Below are 20,377 nucleotides of genomic sequence, written 5' to 3'. Positions count from 1 at the left end.
TCATCGAGGCGCGGGGCCACAGCCCCACTCAGACGCCGGATAGATGAAAGCAAGCCAAACACGCATCAAAAACAGTATTGCAGAAAAGGGGGTAACCATAGATGTGGGAGCGGGCTTGCTCGCGAAGACTGACTAACATTCAACCTATCCGTCTGCTGATAGACCGCTTTCGCGAGCAAGCCCGCTCCCACAGGGTATGTGCAAGTATTCGGTTTTCCGAACGCGACTTGCCAGTCGATTCGGTTAACCGGATTGTTTAGTGCAAAAAAATCACCTCGCAAATATTTAATATCCTTATAAATCAATAATTTGACCTATACCGCCTGGCCTGGCACGAGTCATGCTCTACACTCTTGGACGAATGCCTGTTGTGCCAACACTTCAGGAGCCGTCAGGCATTCGAAGCACCAAAAGGCCGATGAACTGGCTCCATAAAAAAAACAATGTCGAGGAAAATTTGATGCGCATCGTTCCCCATATCCTGGGCGCAGCCATTGCTGCCGCTCTGATTAGCACTCCAGTTTTCGCTGCCGAACTCACCGGCACACTGAAGAAGATCAAAGAGTCCGGCACCATCACCCTCGGGCATCGTGACGCTTCCATTCCGTTTTCCTACATCGCGGACGCTTCCGGCAAACCGGTTGGCTACTCCCACGACATTCAACTGAAAGTCGTCGAAGCCCTGAAAAAAGACCTGGACATACCGAATCTGCAGGTCAAGTACAACCTGGTCACCTCGCAGACCCGTATCCCGTTAGTGCAGAACGGCACGGTGGATCTGGAATGCGGCTCCACCACCAATAATATCGAGCGTCAGCAGCAAGTTGACTTCTCCGTCGGCATCTTCGAAATCGGCACCAAGCTGCTGTCCAAGAAAGATTCCCCGTATAAAGACTTCGCCGACCTTAAAGGCAAGAACGTCGTGACCACCGCCGGCACCACGTCCGAGCGCATCCTCAAGTCGATGAACGCCGACAAGCAGATGGGCATGAACGTGATCTCCGCCAAAGACCATGGCGAGTCCTTCCAGATGCTGGAAACCGGCCGCGCAGTGGCGTTCATGATGGACGACGCCTTGCTGGCCGGTGAGATGGCCAAGGCCAAGAAGCCAACCGATTGGGCCGTGACCGGGACTGCACAGTCCAATGAAATCTACGGTTGCATGGTTCGCAAAGGCGACGCGCCGTTCAAGAAGGCTGTCGACGATGCAATCGTCGCGACCTACAAATCCGGCGAGATCAACAAGATCTACGAAAAATGGTTCATGCAGCCAATCCCGCCAAAAGGTCTGAACCTGAACTTCCCGATGAGCGACGAGCTCAAGAACCTGATCGCCAATCCGACCGACAAAGCGGCTGACGAAAAGAAATCCTGATTTCTGACTAACCTTATCCCCTGAGAGGGCCTGCGCCCTTTCAGGGATTTGTCACTCCCTGCTGGCATTTCTGGAAACACTCGAACGGTGGCTGTCGAGCCGCTCGTGTGTGCCTGAACTTCAAGGTTCGGGCGGGAACGGAGCTTCCCCAGGCAGGCATTTGTACATCGAACGAATCCGGGGGGAGACCCTAATGAATTACAACTGGGACTGGGGCGTGTTCTTCAAGTCCACCGGCGTGGGCAGCGAGATTTATTTCGACTGGTACCTCTCCGGTTTGGGCTGGACCATTGCCATCGCCATCGCAGCCTGGATTATCGCGCTGTTGCTGGGCTCGATTCTGGGCGTCATGCGCACGGTGCCTAACCGCATCATATCGGGCATCGCGACCTGCTACGTCGAACTCTTCCGTAACGTGCCGCTACTGGTTCAGCTGTTCATCTGGTACTTCCTGGTGCCCGATTTGCTGCCTGCGGACATCCAGGAGTGGTACAAGCAGGATCTCAACCCGACCACCTCGGCCTTCCTCAGCGTCGTCGTGTGCCTGGGTCTGTTCACCACCGCTCGGGTTTGCGAACAAGTGCGCACCGGTATCCAGGCGCTGCCTCGCGGCCAGGAATCCGCTGCCCGCGCCATGGGTTTCAAGCTGCCGCAGATCTACTGGAACGTGCTGCTGCCCCAGGCTTACCGCATCATCATTCCGCCGCTTACCTCGGAATTCCTGAACGTATTCAAGAACTCCTCCGTGGCATCGCTGATCGGCCTGATGGAGCTGCTCGCGCAGACCAAACAGACCGCCGAGTTCTCCGCCAACCTGTTCGAAGCCTTCACCCTGGCAACGCTGATCTACTTCACGCTGAACATGGGCCTGATGCTGCTGATGCGCGCGGTCGAGAAGAAAGTCGCCGTACCCGGCCTGATTTCCGTAGGGGGTAAATGATGGAATTCGACTTCACGGGCATCATTCCGTCCCTGCCGGGTTTGTGGAACGGCATGGTCATGACCCTCAAACTGATGGCCTTGGGCGTGGTCGGCGGGATCATCCTCGGCACGATCCTGGCACTGATGCGCCTGTCCCACAGCAAATTGCTGTCGAACATCGCTGGCGCCTACGTTAACTACTTCCGTTCGATTCCATTGCTGCTGGTCATCACCTGGTTCTACCTGGCGGTGCCGTTCGTGCTGCGCTGGATCACTGGGGAAGATACCCCGATCGGCGCGTTCGCCTCGTGCATCGTGGCGTTCATGATGTTCGAAGCGGCGTACTTCTGCGAAATCGTCCGCGCCGGCGTGCAGTCGATTCCCAAGGGCCAGATGGCGGCTGCCCAGGCCATGGGCATGACTTACAGCCAGATGATGCGTTTGATCATCCTGCCGCAAGCGTTCCGCAAGATGACCCCGCTGCTGCTGCAACAGAGCATCATCCTGTTTCAGGACACTTCGCTGGTTTACGCGGTGGGTCTGGTGGATTTCCTCAATGCCTCGCGCGCCAGTGGCGACATCATCGGCCGCTCCAATGAGTTTCTGATCTTCGCCGGTTTCACATACTTCATCATCAGCTTTGCCGCCTCGCAGCTGGTCAAGCGTCTGCAAAAAAGGTTTGCCGTATGATCTCTATCAAGAATGTCAACAAGTGGTATGGCGACTTCCAGGTACTGACTGACTGCAGCACCGAAGTCAAAAAAGGCGAAGTGATCGTGGTGTGCGGGCCATCCGGTTCCGGCAAATCCACCCTGATCAAATGCGTCAACGCGCTGGAACCGTTTCAGAAAGGCGACGTGATTGTCGATGGCACGTCCATCGCCGACCCGAAGACCAACCTGCCAAAACTGCGTTCGCGCGTCGGCATGGTGTTCCAGCATTTCGAACTGTTCCCGCACCTCAGCATCATGGATAACCTGACCATCGCGCAAATCAAGGTGCTGGGCCGCAGCAAGGAAGAAGCCAGCAAAAAAGCCCTGCAACTGCTTGAGCGCGTAGGCCTCTCTGCCCACGCCAAAAAGCACCCGGGCCAACTCTCCGGCGGTCAGCAACAGCGTGTGGCGATTGCCCGTGCGCTGGCGATGGACCCGATCGTCATGCTGTTCGACGAACCGACCTCGGCGCTGGACCCGGAAATGGTCAACGAAGTACTCGACGTGATGGTGCAACTGGCCCACGAAGGGATGACCATGATGTGCGTGACCCACGAAATGGGCTTCGCCCGCAAGGTGGCGGACCGAGTGATCTTCATGGACCAGGGCAAGATCATCGAAGACTGCAAGAAAGAAGAGTTCTTCGGCGACATCAACGCCCGTGCCGAGCGTACGCAGCACTTCCTCGCCAAAATTCTGCAGCACTAAGAAAGGCACCGCTCCCCAACTAATGTGGGAGCGGACAGCTTTTCGTAGGAGCCAGCGATGCGGCGATCCGACTTGCCGGCGAAGGCGCTCTCAAGGACGCCTTCGCCGGCAAGCCTGGCTCCTGCGGATCACCACACACCGCTCCCACAGGGGGCCCTGTGGGTATATGGATATTTGTGTTGTGGTTGACCCAAGGCATCTGTGATGAAATGCGACTCCACTCTCTATCGCGCCGCGCCGCCATCACTCGCCGTGAAACCCCGTTTGATTCGCCATCTGTTCCTGCCGCCGCTGATCATCGCCCTGATGATCGGATTGGGTTACATCGGCTTCTGGGTCAGTGAACACTACGGAATTCGCAGCCTGAGCGAGAACGGCCAGCGTCAGCTGGAACTGCACGCCCGCGCCGTCGAGAGCGAGATCAGCAAGTACACCTACCTGCCCAGCCTGCTGGAACTCGAATCCAGTGTTTCAAAGCTATTGGGCGATGCGTCGCCGGAATACCGGCAGACGGTCAATGAATACCTTGAAGGCCTGAACCGGCGCAGCCGCAGTCGGGCCATCTATGTGATGGACACCACCGGTCGCGTACTGGCCACCAGCAACTGGCGTGATGTCGACAGTTATTTGGGTGAAGACCTGTCCTTCCGCGCTTATTTCCAGAACGCCGTGCGCGGTCAGCCGGGGCGTTTCTACGGCATCGGCAGCACCAGTGGCGAACCCGGCTATTACCTGGCGCATGGCCTGGAAGAGCACGGCAAAATCATCGGCGTCGCCGTGGTCAAGGTTCGCCTCGAAGCCATGGAAGAACGCTGGCAACGTGCGCGCCTGGAAGCCTTCGTCAGCGACGAGAACGGCATCATCATTCTCTCCAGCGATCCGGCGCGGCGGCTTAAATCAGTGGTGCCGTTGAGCGAGGAAACCAAAGAAAAACTCGCCCGTAGTCTGCAGTACTACTGGTTTCCGTTGAACGAACTGCAACCGCTGGCGCGGGAGAAACTGGCCGAAGGTGAGGAAAAACTGACCTTCCCCGCCAACAGCGAACTGGTGTCCGATGAAGAGAACATCAGCTACCTCTCGCAAACCCGGCCGCTGAGCGATACGCCATGGAATTTCACCCTGCTCACGCCCCTGCAAGACCTGCGACGTGAAGCGATCAATCAGGGGATTCTGGTGGCGGTGGCGTTTGCCTTGGTGGCGTTTCTGCTGATCGCCTGGAACGAGCGGCGCAAGGTGATCGCCACCCGTCTCGCGGCGCGGGAAGCCTTGCAGGAAGCCAACAATCAACTGGAGCGTCGGATTTCCGAACGCACCACCGACCTGCGTGCCAGTAACGAACGGCTCAAGGGCCAGATCCGCGAACGCCGACAGGCGGAAGAGACATTGCGCCGCGCTCAGGATGAACTGATCCAGGCCGGCAAACTGGCCGCCATCGGCCAAATGTCCACCAGCATCGCCCATGAATTGAACCAGCCGCTCGCCGCCTTGCGGACCTTGTCCGGCAATACCGTGCGCTTTCTGGAACGCGGTCAACTGGATGTGGCCAGCACCAACCTCAAGACCATCAATGAACTGATCGACCGCATGGGCCGGATCACCGCCAGCCTGCGTTCCTTCGCCCGGCGCGGTGATGACAAGGGCCAGGCCAGCCTCGGCAAGGCCGTGGATGCCGCCCTGCAATTGCTAGGCGGCCGGATGGAAAGCGCTCATCTGCAATTGCACCGTGACCTCGAAGACGTGCAGGTGCTGATCGACCAGACCCGTCTGGAGCAGATCCTGGTCAACCTGATCGGCAACGCGCTCGACGCCATGCAGTCGCAGCCCCAGCCGGCGTTGTGGCTCGAAGGCGAGGAATTCGACGGCAAATATCGCCTGCGGGTACGCGACAACGGCCACGGCATCGATGCCGAAGCGCGCAAGCATCTGTTCGAACCGTTCTTCACCACCAAACCCGGCGAACAAGGCCTGGGCCTCGGCCTGACGCTTTCAGCCAGCCTGGCCGCCGCCACCGGCGGGCATCTGGGTGTCGAACACCCGGCCAGCGGTGGTACCACTTTCGTCCTCAGTTTACCGTTGGTAAGCCCCACTCCCGCCGAGCCAATATGAACAACGACCTTAGTGTGCTGATCGTCGAAGACGACCCCCATGTCCTGCTCGGTTGCCAACAGGCGCTGACCCTGGAAGACATTCCCTGCGTGGGTGTCGGCAGCGCCGAAGAAGCGCTGGAGCGGGTCGGCGATAACTTCGCCGGCATCGTCATCAGCGACATCCGACTGCCGGGCATCGATGGTCTGGAACTGCTGACCCGGCTCAAGGCCCGCGATCGCAGCCTGCCGGTGGTGCTGATTACCGGCCACGGCGACATCTCGATGGCCGTCGGCGCGATGCAGAAAGGCGCTTATGACTTCATGGAGAAACCCTTCTCCCCCGAACGCCTGGTAGACGTCGCCCGCCGCGCGCTGGAGCAACGCAGCCTGGCGCGGGAAGTCTCGTCCTTACGTCGACAACTGTTCGAGCGCGATTCCCTCGAAGGCCGGATCATCGGTCGCTCGCCCGCCATGCAGAACCTGCGGGAATTGATCGCCAACGTCGCCGACACCTCGGCCAACGTGCTGATCGAAGGCGAGACCGGTACCGGTAAAGAATTGGTTGCGCGCTGCCTGCACGACTTCAGTCGCCGGCACACCAAACAGTTCGTCGCGCTGAACTGCGGTGGCCTGCCGGAGAACCTGTTCGAAAGTGAAATCTTCGGCCACGAGGCCAACGCCTTCACCGGGGCCGGCAAGCGCCGGATCGGCAAGATCGAACATGCCGACGGCGGCACCCTGTTCCTCGATGAAGTGGAAAGCATGCCGCTGCCGTTGCAGATCAAACTGCTGAGGGTGTTGCAGGAACGCACCCTCGAACGCCTGGGCTCGAACCAGAGCGTGGCGGTGGATTGTCGGGTAATTGCCGCGACCAAGTCCGATCTGGATGCATCGAGCAAGGCTGGCGAATTTCGCAGCGACCTGTATTACCGTCTGAACGTAGTGACCCTCGAGCTGCCGCCGCTGCGCGAACGCCGCGAAGACATTCTGCAACTGTTCGAACACTTCCTGCAGCAGTCATCCCTGCGCTTCGACCGCGCGGTGCCGGAACTGGATAACCAGACCCTGTCGAACCTGATGAGCCACGACTGGCCGGGCAACGTGCGCGAACTGCGCAACGTCGCCGAGCGTTTTGCATTGGGCCTGCCGGCCTTCAAAAAATCCGGTACCCATGGCAACAATCAGGGCCTGGCCTTCGCCGAAGCGGTGGAAGCCTTCGAACGCAACCTGCTCAGCGATGCCTTGCAGCGCAGCGGCGGCAACCTGACCCAGGCCAGTCAAGAATTGGGGATGGCCAAGACCACGCTGTTCGACAAAGTGAAGAAGTACGGGTTGAGTCACTGATGGACCTGATTTTCAAAGCAACCCTGGGCGCAGCGGTGGTGGTGATCCTCGCCATGCTGGCCAAGACCAGAAACTATTACATCGCAGGCCTGGTGCCGCTGTTTCCGACCTTTGCGCTGATCGCCCATTACATCGTCGGCAAAGGACGCTCGCTGGATGATCTGAAAACCACCATCGTGTTTGGCATGTGGTCGATCATTCCGTACTTCGTCTACTTGGCGACCTTGTATGTAATGGTCGACCGGATGCGGCTGGAGGCTTCATTGGCGGTGGCGGCGGTGGCGTGGTTGTTGGCGGCGACGGTGCTGGTCAGTGTTTGGGTTCGCATGCACGCCTGAGATTCTGATCTCTGCCCGAAATGTAGCCCACCTGTAGCAGCTGCCGAGCCTGCGAGGCTGCGTTCGAGGACGAAGTCCTCGCCAACTGTTTATCCAGAGTTAACTGATCGTTCCACGCGCAGCAAAGGAATGCAGCCCGTGACGCTCCGCGTCACTGGACGCGGAGCGTCCCTAGAGGCATTCCCACGCAGAGCGTGGGAACGATCGAGCGTATAACGTCAGTTCAACCGTTGACCGTCCCGCCCTTGGCTTCATTCATGATCTGACGAATCGCACCGATAAACGTCTCCACCGGTTGCCCGCCACTGGCGGCGTACTGCCCGTTGAACACCACCGTCGGCTCCCACAGGTTTTGGGGTGTTTGGGAAGGCGTGTTTAGTTCTGTTTAGCGTTACTTCCTGAAAGCTACAGCGCCTTGCGTCATCACCTACAACCACGTCAGAATCCGCCGGCTTGTGCGCCTGGAGGCCCGTCGGTAACTTGGTTCGTGTCACTGATTCCCAGTGATCGGGTTTAGTAGCCCGGCTTTTTCCATCCGGACGTATAAGTGTCATCCAGTCAGGCATTCGCCTGCACTTGATGGTGGCTGTGCGCATGGCGCCTTCGGGCGCACCGGTTTTGGATGGGTGGCCGGTCTACTAACTTGCGCACAGCCGCCACCCTTCCGTTTAGTAGCGAGACAGGTTGCGGCTCTACCATCAGGAGTACCCTCCAATGTTCAAGATCACACCCAACCCACCAGAAAAACCGACGACGTTTCCCCGTACGAAACCCCAAACTCCAAAAAGCTCAACGAAGCCGCCGACCGCGCCCTCGATTACTACCTCAAACCAGTCATTCCCAAAGACACCCCACGCAAACCCAGCACCCTTTACTCCGTCGCCCCCGACGCCGATAACGAAACCCTGCTGGTCAACGCCTGCGAATCCCTGGCGGCGGCGAGCGTGATGTTGAGTGATTTCGCGGGGCTGCTGAACGGCCCGCAGCGCAACACCGTACTCGGCATCCAGAACTCCGTCATGTTGGGTGAACTGGCGGTGAACCGGATGCTGGATAATTTCGTTCCAACGTAATTGACGACCTGACTGACCGATGAGGTTCCACTAACACAGAAGATCAAATGTGGGAGCGGGCTTGCTCGCGAAGGCGGTGTGTCAGTCGACATCTGCTTTGACTGATACACCGCCTTCGCGAGCAAGCCCGCTCCCACAGTTTGGATTTGGGTGTTACAGGAGATTTGGGGCGGTCACTGGATCGATTTGTGCCCAGTGCGAGGTATCTTCGCGGTGGGCCTGCAAGTACGGCAACACCGCCGCCAGTAACGGCGCCTTGAACGCCTCCTGGAAACGATGAGCCAGCCCCGGAATCAGCTTCAACTGACTGCCACGGATGTGCGCCGCCAAGTGCACGCCATGCATCACCGGCAGCAATGGATCGGCAGTGCCGTGGACGACCAGCGTCGGCACCCGCAATTGGTTGAGCAGCGCCACGCGGCTTCGTTCGGCGAGGATCGCCATGATCTGACGCTTCACGCCCTCGGGGTTAAACGCCCGGTCATAGGATTGCGCCGCCTGCTGCAACAACGCCTGCCGGTCATCGCTCACCGCCGGGCTGCCCAGCGCCGCCAGCAAATCGGCCTGTTGCTCCAGCGCCACTTCGCGATTCGGCGCACCGCGTCGCGCGAGTAACTGCACCAGCGCCGCACTCGGCGCCGGCAAGCCCTCGGCACCCGAGCTGGTCATCAGCAATGTCAGGCTCTCGACACGCTGCGGTGCCATGGCCGCCATGTGCTGAGCGATCATCCCGCCCATGCTGGCGCCCAGTACGTGGAATTGCTCGACGTGCAAGGCATCCATCAGCCCAAAGGCATCGTCGGCCATGTCGGTCAGGGTGTACGGCGCCGATACCGGCAAACCGAGTTTGTAGCGCAGCACTTCGAAGGTCAGGTTGGCGTCGACGGGCGCTTGTCGCCAGGTCGAGAGCCCGACATCGCGATTGTCATAGCGAATCACCCGAAACCCCTGCTGACACAACGCGACCACCACCTCGTCCGGCCAGTGAATCAACTGCCCGCCCAAGCCCATCACCAGCAACAACGCCGGGTCCGAGGCACGGCCAATGCTCTGGTAGGCCAGGCTCAACTGCTCCAGATCGACCCGTTCGGTCGGAACATTGACATCGCAACGAGACGCCGCAAGAGACGGGAAATTGAACAACACAGCAGCCAGAAAGACCGCTGTGGATAAAAATCGTGCACGCATGAAAAACACCGAAACGCAGAACTCCAGTAGAGCGCGAGTCTGATGAAGTTTGTTCAAGCGCGCTGCCACAGTTACGTGACAGTTTGATGAAGAGTGCTGAACGGTCATTTTCAAGACCGCGTTATCGTTCTTCGCGAGCAAGCCCGCTCCCACATTGGATCTCCTGCGTACACATTCTGTGTTCGCTAAAAATCCAATGTGGGAGCGGGCTTGCTCGCGAAGGCGCCAGATCAGGCGCCGCAGAGTTAAGCCAACTGACTGCGCAACTGCCGCGCCGCAGCAACCATGTTCACCAGCGCCGCCTCAGTCTCCGGCCACGCGCGAGTCTTCAACCCGCAATCCGGATTGACCCACAACCGCTGCGCCGGAATCCGCTTCACCGCTTTGCTTATCAACTTCACCATCTCGGCCGTGTCGGGCACCCGTGGTGAGTGGATGTCGTAGACGCCAGGGCCAATGTCGTTCGGGTAGTCGAACGCTTCGAAGGCCTCCAGCAACTCCATGTCCGAGCGCGAGGTTTCGATGGTGATCACGTCGGCGTCCATGGCGGCGATGGACTGGATCACGTCGTTGAATTCGCTGTAGCACATGTGGGTATGGATCTGGGTTTCGTCCCGCACGCCGGATGCGCTCAGGCGGAAAGCCTCCACCGCCCAGTCTAGATATTCCTGCCATTGCGCCCGGCGTAGCGGCAGCCCTTCGCGGAACGCGGCTTCGTCGATCTGGACGATTTTGATGCCGGCGTTTTCCAGGTCCAGCACTTCATCGCGCAAGGCCAGCGCCAGTTGCTGCGCCTGAATTTTGCGCGAGACGTCTTCACGCGGGAACGACCACATCAGCATCGTCACGGGACCGGTAAGCATGCCTTTCATGACCTTGTCGGTCAGGCTCTGAGCATAGGTGATCCAGTCGACCGTCATTGGCTTCGGACGGCTCAGGTCGCCATAAATGATCGCCGGTTTGACGCAGCGCGAACCGTAGCTCTGGACCCAGCCGAATCGGGTGAACAGGTAGCCGTCCAGTTGCTCGGCGAAGTACTCGACCATGTCGTTGCGCTCGGCTTCACCGTGTACCAGCACGTCCAGACCCAGGCGTTCCTGGATTTGCACGGCGTGGCGGATTTCGCTGTGCATGGCATCGGTGTAATCGTTGGCCGACAGCTTGCCTTGCTTGAAGGCCTGACGCGCGAGACGGATCGACGCGGTCTGCGGGAACGAACCAATAGTGGTGGTCGGGAATGCCGGCAGTTTCAGCCGTGCCTGTTGTTGTTCGATGCGTTTGGCAAAGGGTGAATGACGTTGGCTGTCCGCCGCGCCAATGGCGTTGATACGCGTCTGTACTTCGGCTTTATGGATGCGCGGCGATTGGGCGCGGCTGGCCGCAATCGCACGGCTTTCAGCCAGGGCGGCTTGCACCTTCGGCGCTTGCGGATCGTTGAGGGCATCACGCAGCACGGCGATTTCGCCGCACTTCTGCACGGCAAACGCCAGCCAGCTTTTCAGTTCCGGATCGAGTTTGTCTTCACGGTCCAGGTCCACCGGGCTGTGCAACAGCGAGCAGGAACTGCTGACCCACAAATTATCGCCAAAGCGCTCCTGGGCTGGTTGCAGTTGGGCCAGGGCTTGCTCCAGTTCGCAGCGCCAGACGTTGCGGCCGTTAACCAGGCCCACCGAGAGAATCTTGTAGGTCGGCAGACGATCCAGCACTTGGCCCAGTTGTTCCGGCGCGCGCACGGCGTCGATGTGCAGGCCTTGCACCGGCAGACCGACCGCCAGGCCAAGGTTGTCTTCCAGGCCACTGAAGTAAGTGGCCACGAGTTTTTTCAGCGGTGAGTATTGAAGGATGTGATAGGCGCGTTCGAAGGCATTTTTCCAGGCCTGTGGCAGGTCGAGGGTGAGGATCGGTTCGTCGATCTGCACCCACTCCACGCCTTGGGCGGCGAGGCGACCGAGGATTTCGCCGTAGATCGGCAGCAGGCGCTCCAGCAGGTCGAGTTTGTCAAAGCCATCACCCTTTGCCTTGCCCAACCATAGATAAGTCAACGGGCCGATGATCACCGGTTTGACGTTATGGCCCAAGGCTTTGGCTTCTTCGACTTCATCGAACAGCTGTTCCCAGCTCAGTTTGAATGGTTGATCTACGGTGAATTCCGGGACCAGATAGTGGTAATTGGTATCGAACCACTTGGTCAGTTCCTGAGCATATTGCGCCTTGCCATGTTCGCCGCCGCAGCAGGCCGCGGTAGCACCACGGGCCATGGCGAACAGGGTGTCGAGTGTCGGCAGGCCGTTGGCATTCTTGGCACTGTCGAAACGCTCGGGGATGACACCGAAGGTCAGGGAATGAGTCAGTACCTGGTCGTACCAGGCGAAGTCGCCCACGGGCAGCAGGTCGATGCCGGCGTCTTTCTGCAATTGCCAGTGGGTGGCGCGCAGTTGGCGGCCGACGCTTTTCAATGCGTCCTGATCGAGGTCGCCCTTCCAGTAGGATTCGAGGGCTTTTTTCAGTTCGCGGTCAGCGCCGATACGCGGGAAACCAAGGGTGTGGGCCTGAGCCATGATGAAAGTTCTCTCTATAAAAGATGCTGTAAAACATGGCGCTATTGTCGACAGCCTACCCAACATGAGACAAACTCAACCTTTTCGTGTTGATCACAAATTTTCTTCATGGAGCCACCGGTGCTTGAAATCCGTCACCTGAAAACCCTGCACGCCTTGCGCGAAGCTGACAGCCTGGTGGACGCGGCCGATCGCCTGCACCTGACCCAATCGGCGCTGTCCCACCAGTTCAAAGAGCTTGAGGAACGGCTGGGGATGCCACTGTTCGTGCGCAAGACCAAACCGGTGCGTTTCACCAGTGCCGGCTTGCGCCTGCTGCAACTGGCCGATGCCACCCTGCCATTGCTGCGCGGTGCCGAGCGTGACATTGCACGACTGGCCGGCGGCACTGCAGGGCGTTTGCACATGGCGATCGAGTGCCACAGTTGCTTTCAGTGGCTGATGCCGACCATCGACCAGTTCCGCGATGCCTGGCCGGAAGTCGAACTGGATCTGGCCTCGGGTTTCTCCTTCGCTCCGCTGCCGGCGCTGGCCCGAGGCGACCTGGACCTGGTGGTGACCTCCGATCCGCTGGAGCTGGTCGGGATCACTTACGTGCCGTTGTTCACTTACGAAGCCATGCTCGCGGTGGCTAACCAGCATCGCCTGGCGAGCAAACCGTACATCGTGCCCGAGGATTTGCTCACGGAAACCTTGATCACCTATCCGGTGGAGCGTGATCGGCTGGACATCTTCACCCGCTTCCTGGAACCGGCCGACATCGAACCGGCCCAGGTCCGCACGTCGGAACTGACAGTGATGATGATGCAACTGGTGGCCAGCGGCCGCGGCGTGTGCGGCATGCCCCATTGGGCGCTGCATGAATACAGCTCACGGGGTTATGTGAAGGCCAAGCGACTGGGGGAGAAAGGGTTGTTTGCGACGCTCTACGCCGGGATTCGTGCCGACATGCTGGACGCGCCGTACATGCGTGATTTTTTGCTGACGGCCAAGGACACGTCGTTTTCGACACTGGATGGGGTTAGTGCCGTCCGATAGAACGACCTATCTCCTGCAGGAACGGGATTGATGGATGATCGTTCCCACGCTCCGCGTGGGAATGCCTCAACGGACGCTCCGCGTTCGGCTCTGGAAGGGACGCAGAGCGTCCCGGGCTGCATTCCCACGCAGAGCGTGGGAACGATCAAGGCTCAGGGGTGAGCTCGCGCCACATATGGATCTTGTCGAAGTAATCTTCGCCGACTCGCACCGCCAACGGTTCCAGGCCGAACTGCACGAAACCGCAGCGCTGATACAGCTTGAAGGCGGCTTCGTTGCCGGCGGTGACGGTCAGCTGGATCAGCCGCAGCCCCTGATGGGTCTGCGCTTCAGCCAACGCGGCCTGAACCAGTTGATAACCGAGCCCGCGCTGTCGCACCTTGGTTGTGACGTACATGCCAAACAGCGTCGCCTTGTGCCGGGCCTTTTCCCGAGATTCGAAGGCCAGGCCAACGATGCCCGTCAGTTTCCCGTCTTCGAACGCCCCGAGAATCCGGTCCAGCTTGTGGGTCAGGCGCGACTCCCACCAACTCAGCGGCATCACGGCGCGCTCGCGTACGCTGGACGTGAACGCCCGGGGATGCAAGTCATAGGCCTCAAGCATCAGCGCTCGATACTCCAGGGCATGGCTGGCATCAAGCCGTTGGATCCACATGTTCAGGCCGTCCGCCGCTGCTCAAGCATCAAGCGCACCGCCAGTCCAGACAGCACGAAGCCCATAAAATAACGCTGCATCGCCAGCCAGTTCGGGTTGTTGACGAACCAGGACGCGATGCCTGCGGCAAACAACGCGATCAGCAGGTTGACGCTGAAGCTCACGCTGATCTGGGTTAGGCCGAGGATAATGCTCTGGGTGAACACCGAACCGTGCTCAGGCGTAATGAACTGCGGAAACACCGACAGATAAAACACTGCGATCTTCGGGTTCAGAGCGCTGGTCAGAAAGCCCATGGTGATCAACTTGCGCGACGAATCTGCCGGCAACTGCTGCGCCTCGAACGGTGAGCGCGCACCGGGCTTGACCGCCTGCCAGGCCAGCCACAACAGGTACAACGCGCCGGCCCACTTCAACACTTCGTAAGCCATCGGCACTGCCACGAACACCGCGGTCAAACCCGCGGCAGCCGCGAACAGGTGCACTAAAAACCCCGCGACTACGCCGAGCAACGAAGTCACTCCGGCCTTGCGGCCCTGGCAGATTGAACGAGAGATCAGGTAGATCATGTTCGGCCCGGGCGTGAGCACCATCAGCAGCGCCGCGGCGGCGAAAATCAGCAAGTCTTGAAGCGGGATCATGGGCATCCTCCGTCCTTGGACGATCAGGCAGTTTCGATCAGTGAGGCTCGATAAAACGGCAAGATCAGGTCCCGTGTCAATGGCGCCAGCGTTACATCGCCGTCAGTGGCCGGATCGATCCAGCGCACCTCTTCGATCTCCGCCGCCGGGGAAACGTGCGAATCGATGGTCAGCTGAAAGAGTTCGGCCTGTACGACATAACCCGGCTCATTGGCGGCTGGTGCCGAGAATTGCCCCAGGTAGGCGGCGTGCCCCGGATCGATGACCAGCCCCAGTTCCTCTTCCAGCTCACGGGCGAGAGCATGGACCGGTTGCTCATGGGCCTCGATCTTGCCCCCCGGCTGCATGAATGCCTGGGTGCCGCGCTTGCGGACCAGCAGGGTGCGACCGTCGGGGCCGATCAGCAAGGCAGCAGCAATGCGGATGAGGCGGGGGGAAGCGGCGGATGAAAGCGTCATGGAATCAGACTGGCCTTGGGTAAAAGCAGCAAGGATCACATGCGCGCCGGTTCTTCGTCACGCCGAAAAAAACATCTGCCGAGCGCCCTGTAGGAGCGGGCTTGCCCGCGAAGATGGCGGTACAGTCAATATTGATGTCGCCTGACACACCGCTTTCGCGAGCAAGCTCGCTCCTACACAAGTGCGCCTTCCACTTCCTCCGGCACTTTCACAAAAATGCTGTACCTGGCACTTTCCATCGCCTCGAAAGCGATCAATTTCTCCACCGGCAGCCCATTCAACACCTTGCCGGCATTGAGTAGCAGCATGCCGCTGTCGGCATTGAGATTGCGCGCCAGAATCATGCCTGCCACCAGATCCCGAGTGGTCAGCACCTTGACCGTCGGATCGGCCAGCGTCACATCGCTCAGGTAAGCGGCGCAGACCTGAATGAAGTCCTCCACCAATTCCGGGTCGTAGAGGCGACCGGCGTATTGGCGGATATACACCAGGGCTTCATCGCTGTTCATTTGCCTTTCAAGGATCAGCCCGCGCTGCAACTCGATGAAATCCACCGCCAGTTTGAGTAACGCTGTCGGTCCAGCTCAATTTCCCGATGTTGTAGAGTGCCGCGGCCATGGTCAGGTCGCGACTGGTGCCTTCGTCCAGGCCATGGCGTTTGCAGTACACCCGCATCAGTTCGATGATCTGCCGGTTGGTCTGCTTGGCGGGCGGCAAGCGCAGGTTGGCCAGAAACGAAAACACTTCGGTGCCGGTGACATAGCTGCGCTTGAGCTCTTCGTAGGCCAGGTCCAGCATGTCGGCGGTCTGTTGCAGCTAGAAAACGTGCGTCTTTAATTTCGCGCGCGAGGCAAACGTCCTGGCGTCCCCGAGCCTGACCTACAGGCTAGATGATTTTCAGCCCGCCCCCCCGGAAATGATTCGTTTCAGTCAATCGGGCGAAGTGCTGGCTGGGCGACTATGCTCAGATCACTCGGATCCAAAAGATACCCGCTCCATCCAGCGATCAGGGAAGGGATACCCTCTATGAGCTCATTGCACCAACCTGCTGTCGGTACAGGCGCATGTCAGTGAATACGCTGCTTGCGCGCGTTAATCGGCGGATTCTCATTGTCGATGACACCGCGTCGATCCATGCGGATTTCGCCAAGATTCTCAGCCCGCCATCGCTCGAAGACGACAGCCTGATCAGCGCCGAAAACGCCCTGTTCGGTACCTCAGCGTCGGTATCGTTGCAAAGTTTCGTCATCGATTCGGCGTTTCAGGGCCGCGAAGCACTGGACAAGGTCGAGGCCGCGCTGGCGAATGACTCGCCCTACGCGATGGCCTTCATCGACATGCGCATGCCGCCGGGCTGGGACGGTCTGGAAACCATCGAACGCTTGTGGCAAGTCGATCCCAAGCTGCAAGTGGCGCTCTGCACCGCGTATTCCGACTATTCCTGGGAAGACATCGCCGAGCGTCTGGAACTGGGCGATCGCCTGCTTATCCTGAAAAAGCCCTTCGATGCCATCGAGATCCGCCAGATGGCCAGCGCATTGACCGCCAAATGGCAAATGACCGAAGACGCGGCGCTGAAGATGTCGCTGTTGGAACACGCGGTCGAAGAGCGCACCCGGGAGCTGTCCGACGCCAACATCATCGTGCAGAACAGCCCGACCATTCTGTATCGGCTGCGGGGCGAACCGTCGTTTCCGCTGATGTACATCTCCCACAACATCACCAAATACGGCCACATCGCGGCGGCCCTGGTGGCTTCGTCCAACTGGGCACAGGAGCTGATCCATCCCGACGATCAATCGAAAGTCGACACCGCCATGGCCCGGGTGCTGGACCGCCATGCGGCGGGTGCTTCCATCGAATTCCGGATGCGCACCGGCGACGGCGACTGGCGCTGGGTCGAAAACCGCTATATTCCGGTGCGCGACGATGAAGGCCGCTTGCTGGAAGTCGAAGGCATCATCATCGACGTCACCGAACGCAAACTGGCCGAAGAAAAGATCGCCCTGCTGGCCCGCACCGACGGGCTGACCGGGCTGGCCAATCGCGCGACGCTGATCGAGCGGCTGCACCAGGCATTTGCCGCCGCCCGGCGCGGGGCCACACCCTTCGCCATGTTTTACCTGGACCTTGATCACTTCAAACGCATCAACGACACCCTGGGCCACCCGGTGGGCGACCTGCTGTTGCAGGAGGTCGCCCGACGCATCAAAAGCTGCGTGCGCGAAAATGACGTGGTTGCCCGTCTAGGCGGCGACGAGTTCTCGATACTGCAGCTGGACGTTGGCGATCCGACCCAATCAGCGGCCCTCGCCGCCAAGGTCCGCGATGCGCTGGTGCTGCCCTACTCCCTGGCCGGCAATGATGTGCGGGTCTCGGTCAGCATCGGCATCAGCAGCTACGCCCCGGTCAGCCTTAGCGCCGACAGCCTGTTGACCCAGGCCGACATGGCGCTGTATCGCTCCAAGGAAAAGGGCCGCAACCAGTACCACTTCCACTCCGATGAGATCAATCAGGAAGTGGTCGAGCGCATGACCATCGCCAACGATCTGAAGAAGGCCATCGAACACGACGAACTCGAACTGCGTTACTGGCCGGAAGTGGACCTGAGCACTGGCAAAATCCTCGGCATGGAAGCACAGGTCAGCTGGAACCACCCCCAGCGCGGTTTGCTGGAAGCCCCGGCGTTTCTGCCCGCGGCGGAAAAAACCGGCATTATCATCGCCCTCGGTCACTGGGTGCTGGAGCGCGCCTGTCGGCAAATGCGCCAGTGGCGAGACGAAGGCATGGCGCCACCGGTGGTAGCGATAAAACTGTCCCTGGCCCAGCTCAAAAGTGGTCCCGAGCTGATCTATGACGTGTTGCGCACCACCGCCCGCTGGGAACTGTGCCCGTGGGACCTGCGTTTCGACGTCACCGAAGCGACCCTGGCCCAGACCAAGTGGACGCATAATGATGTACTGCCGCGCCTGCGTGAGCTAGGAGTGAAAATCGCCATCGACGACTTCGGCACCGAATACTCCTCGTTCGATTACCTCAAGACTTACCAGGTCAATCACCTGAAACTCGCCCAGACCTTCATCGACATGGCCGCCCGCGACCCGGCCAGTGCAACCACCTTGCGGGCCATCATCAACTTCGCCCGCGACGTAGGGATCGGCATTATCGCCGAGGGCGTCGAAACCCAGGAGCAACGCAGTTCGCTGATGGCCACCGGCTCACCGATGAACGCCCAGGGTCACTACTTCAGCCAAGCAGTCAGCAGCCAACAGGCCGCCGAGTTGCTGAAGACCGGGAGCATCGTGCATGCCAACCACGGAACCGGAGTGATGCCGGACGATCCGTGGCGTACCACGGAGAACAAGGAATGAAGACTCCGTTCGTCCAGGCTAACCGACGCATTCTGATCATCGACGACACGCCTTCGATCCATCAGGACTTTCGCAAGATTCTCAGTCCGGATACCGACGACGAACAAACCCTCGCCGGCACTGAAGCAGCGCTGTTCGGCAGCCAGCAGTCGGCACGGCTGATATTCCAGCTCGACTCGGCCTACCAGGGCGAGGAAGCGCTCGAACTGGTCAAGCGTGCCCAGGCACAAGGTCGACCTTACGCCATGGCGTTCACCGACATGCGCATGCCCCCGGGCTGGGACGGTCTGGAAACCATCGAACAGCTCTGGAAGGCTGATCCTCACCTGCAAATCGCGCTGTGCACGGCCTTCTCCGATTACACCTGGGAAGCCATGGCCGAACGGCTGGAATTCGGCGATCAGTTGCTGGTGCTGAAAAAACCCTTCGACAGCCTGGAAATCCGTCAGATGGCCAGCGCCCTGACCTGGAAGTGGCAGATGGCACAGGACGCGGCGATGAAAGTACTGACCCTGGAGCAAACCATCGAGGCCCGGGTCCATGAGCTGCTCAAGGTATCGCACTTGCTGCAGTACGACGTATTGACCGAATTGCCCAACAGCACCTTGTTGGGCGACCGGCTGAACCAGTCACTGGCCCTGTCCAGACGCCATGACAAACAACTGGCCGTGATGTTTCTGGGGCTCGATCGCTTCAAGCGCATCAACAATGCCTTGGGCCACCCGACCGGTGACGAGATGCTCAAACGTGTCGGGCAAAACCTGGTGGCCTGCGTGCGTGCGTCCGACTCGGTGTTTCGCTACGGCTCCGATGAATTTGTGGTGATCCTGGCTGACATCCATCACCCCCAACAGACCAAGGGCATCGCCAAAAAGCTCTTGAACGCCATACGCACGCCTCAACACATCGCCGGCCACGACCTGAGCGTGACGGCCAGCCTGGGCATCAGCATCTATCCCGAGGACGGTTTCGATGCCATTGCTTTGATCAAAAAAGCCGAAACCGCCATGCGCAACGTCAAGGACAACGGCCCGAACGATTTCAGTTTTTTCATCGATGAGATGAATGAGCGCGCCCGGGAACAGCAGAGCATCGAGTCAGGCATTCGTTTGGCGCTGGAACGCAACGAATTTGTCCTGCACTACCAGCCCAAACTCGACCTGAGCAGCGGCAAGGTGGTCGGCGCCGAGGCATTGATCCGCTGGCAAAAGCCGGGACAAGGCTGGATTTACCCGACAGATTTCATTGGCGTGGCCGAAGACAGCGGCTTGATCGTACCGTTGAGCAAATGGGTGCTGACCCAGGCTTGCCGACAAGCCCGTTCCTGGCAGGCGAAAGGCCTGCCAAAGCTGTGCATGTCGGTGAACGTGTCGGCCATCGATTTTCGCCAACGGGATTTTGTCGAGGGTATCGAACAGATACTCAAGCAAACCGGTATGGAGCCCGCCTTGCTGGAACTGGAAATCACCGAAGGCGTATTGATGCAGAACATCGATGCGACGATGGTCGCGCTGAGTCGGCTCAAGGCATTGGGCGTACGGCTGGCTATCGATGACTTCGGCACCGGTTATTCCAGCCTGAGTTATCTGCAACGGTTTCCCATCGATGTGCTGAAAATCGACCAGTCATTCATTCGCGGCCTGAGCCGTGACAGCAATGACGCGGCGCTGGTCAGCGCCATCATCAGCCTGGGCAAGAGCCTCAAACTGACCATCATTGCCGAAGGGGTGGAAACCCTCGAACAATTGAATTTTCTCAAAAGCCTCCAGTGCGAGGAAGGCCAGGGTTACTACTTCAGCAAAGCCGTGGAGCCGGACGCCTTCGTGCAATACCTGACATCCGTGCCACCCGCTCCATCCGCCGCCCCATGAACCATGTGCAACGACACTAAGGCCCCCTGCGCCAAGGA

15 protein-coding genes and 3 pseudogenes are annotated in these 20,377 nt (G+C 59.4%); 11 read left to right on the top strand and 7 right to left on the bottom strand.

The annotated features are described in order from the left end of the window. Positions 1 to 460 precede the first annotated feature (460 nt). From MEB48_RS27615 to MEB48_RS27585, 7 genes are all read left to right on the top strand, one after another. Positions 461 to 1,375, top strand: a complete 915-nt coding sequence (locus MEB48_RS27615) for a glutamate/aspartate ABC transporter substrate-binding protein (protein WP_237886905.1) — start codon at positions 461 to 463, stop codon at positions 1,373 to 1,375. 193 nt (positions 1,376 to 1,568) lie between these two features. Continuing rightward, entirely contained in the window at positions 1,569 to 2,315 is a 747-nt protein-coding gene (locus tag MEB48_RS27610; RefSeq protein ID WP_237886904.1) for an amino acid ABC transporter permease, read from the top strand. After that, complete coding sequence (locus tag MEB48_RS27605) at positions 2,315 to 2,986, top strand: amino acid ABC transporter permease (protein WP_095051339.1); 672 nt, start codon at positions 2,315 to 2,317, stop codon at positions 2,984 to 2,986. The genes MEB48_RS27610 and MEB48_RS27605 overlap by 1 nt, the downstream gene beginning before the upstream one ends. Beyond that, complete coding sequence (locus MEB48_RS27600; protein WP_038981857.1) at positions 2,983 to 3,717, top strand: amino acid ABC transporter ATP-binding protein; 735 nt, start codon at positions 2,983 to 2,985, stop codon at positions 3,715 to 3,717. The genes MEB48_RS27605 and MEB48_RS27600 overlap by 4 nt, the downstream gene beginning before the upstream one ends. 204 nt (positions 3,718 to 3,921) lie before the next feature. After that, complete coding sequence (locus tag MEB48_RS27595) at positions 3,922 to 5,823, top strand: sensor histidine kinase (RefSeq protein ID WP_237886903.1); 1,902 nt, start codon at positions 3,922 to 3,924, stop codon at positions 5,821 to 5,823. Further along, positions 5,820 to 7,148 carry a sigma-54-dependent transcriptional regulator gene (locus MEB48_RS27590; protein ID WP_269137643.1) on the top strand — a complete coding sequence of 443 codons (1,329 nt, stop codon included), beginning with the start codon at positions 5,820 to 5,822 and terminating at the stop codon, positions 7,146 to 7,148. Before MEB48_RS27595 ends, MEB48_RS27590 begins: the two co-directional genes overlap by 4 nt. Before the next feature lie 8 nt (positions 7,149 to 7,156). Next, a complete protein-coding gene (locus MEB48_RS27585; protein WP_237886907.1) occupies positions 7,157 to 7,486 on the top strand; it encodes a GlpM family protein in 330 nt (109 codons plus the stop codon). Between the two features lie 223 nt (positions 7,487 to 7,709). Here MEB48_RS27585 and MEB48_RS27580 read toward each other — a convergent pair. Next, a pseudogene (locus MEB48_RS27580) lies at positions 7,710 to 7,826 on the bottom strand (disulfide bond formation protein DsbA); the annotation flags it as partial. Between the two features lie 374 nt (positions 7,827 to 8,200). Between MEB48_RS27580 and MEB48_RS27575 the strand changes: the two are divergent. Next, a pseudogene (locus MEB48_RS27575) lies at positions 8,201 to 8,559 on the top strand (DUF6124 family protein). A gap of 153 nt (positions 8,560 to 8,712) precedes the next feature. Here MEB48_RS27575 and MEB48_RS27570 read toward each other — a convergent pair. Both MEB48_RS27570 and metE read right to left on the bottom strand, forming a co-directional pair. Then, positions 8,713 to 9,747: an alpha/beta fold hydrolase gene (locus MEB48_RS27570; protein ID WP_237886902.1), complete on the bottom strand. Its 1,035-nt coding sequence runs from the start codon at positions 9,745 to 9,747 to the stop codon at positions 8,713 to 8,715. 245 nt (positions 9,748 to 9,992) lie between these two features. Next, positions 9,993 to 12,305, bottom strand: coding sequence for a 5-methyltetrahydropteroyltriglutamate--homocysteine S-methyltransferase (gene metE, locus MEB48_RS27565; protein WP_237886901.1), 2,313 nt, complete (start codon positions 12,303 to 12,305; stop codon positions 9,993 to 9,995). A 120-nt stretch (positions 12,306 to 12,425) separates the two neighbouring features. Here metE and metR point away from each other — a divergent pair, with 120 nt between their 5' ends. Then, on the top strand, positions 12,426 to 13,343 hold the full coding sequence (gene metR, locus MEB48_RS27560; protein WP_237886900.1) for a transcriptional regulator MetR: 918 nt from the start codon (positions 12,426 to 12,428) through the stop codon (positions 13,341 to 13,343). 145 nt (positions 13,344 to 13,488) lie between these two features. Here the strand turns inward: metR and MEB48_RS27555 are convergent, their stop codons facing one another. From MEB48_RS27555 to MEB48_RS27540, 4 genes and pseudogenes are all read right to left on the bottom strand, one after another. Then, positions 13,489 to 13,998 carry a GNAT family N-acetyltransferase gene (locus MEB48_RS27555; RefSeq protein ID WP_237886899.1) on the bottom strand — a complete coding sequence of 170 codons (510 nt, stop codon included), beginning with the start codon at positions 13,996 to 13,998 and terminating at the stop codon, positions 13,489 to 13,491. A 2-nt stretch (positions 13,999 to 14,000) separates the two neighbouring features. After that, on the bottom strand, positions 14,001 to 14,639 hold the full coding sequence (locus MEB48_RS27550) for a LysE family translocator (protein WP_237886898.1): 639 nt from the start codon (positions 14,637 to 14,639) through the stop codon (positions 14,001 to 14,003). Between the two features lie 23 nt (positions 14,640 to 14,662). Continuing rightward, positions 14,663 to 15,097: an NUDIX hydrolase gene (locus MEB48_RS27545; RefSeq protein ID WP_237886897.1), complete on the bottom strand. Its 435-nt coding sequence runs from the start codon at positions 15,095 to 15,097 to the stop codon at positions 14,663 to 14,665. 173 nt (positions 15,098 to 15,270) lie between these two features. Beyond that, positions 15,271 to 15,913 (bottom strand): annotated as a pseudogene (locus MEB48_RS27540) (HD domain-containing phosphohydrolase); the annotation flags it as partial. A gap of 248 nt (positions 15,914 to 16,161) precedes the next feature. Between MEB48_RS27540 and MEB48_RS27535 the strand changes: the two are divergent. Beyond that, positions 16,162 to 18,468 (top strand): GGDEF/EAL domain-containing response regulator, encoded by a 2,307-nt coding sequence (locus MEB48_RS27535; RefSeq protein ID WP_237886896.1) that lies wholly within the window; start codon positions 16,162 to 16,164, stop codon positions 18,466 to 18,468. Further along, positions 18,465 to 20,339 carry a putative bifunctional diguanylate cyclase/phosphodiesterase gene (locus MEB48_RS27530; RefSeq protein ID WP_237886895.1) on the top strand — a complete coding sequence of 625 codons (1,875 nt, stop codon included), beginning with the start codon at positions 18,465 to 18,467 and terminating at the stop codon, positions 20,337 to 20,339. Before MEB48_RS27535 ends, MEB48_RS27530 begins: the two co-directional genes overlap by 4 nt. The last annotated feature ends 38 nt before the right edge of the window (positions 20,340 to 20,377 follow it).

Origin of the sequence: Pseudomonas sp. PGPR40 (assembly GCF_022014505.1) — a bacterium.
Lineage (GTDB): Bacteria > Pseudomonadota > Gammaproteobacteria > Pseudomonadales > Pseudomonadaceae > Aquipseudomonas.
The sequence above is the reverse complement of the archived record's forward strand: the minus strand, read 5'-3'. Positions and strand labels throughout refer to the sequence as shown.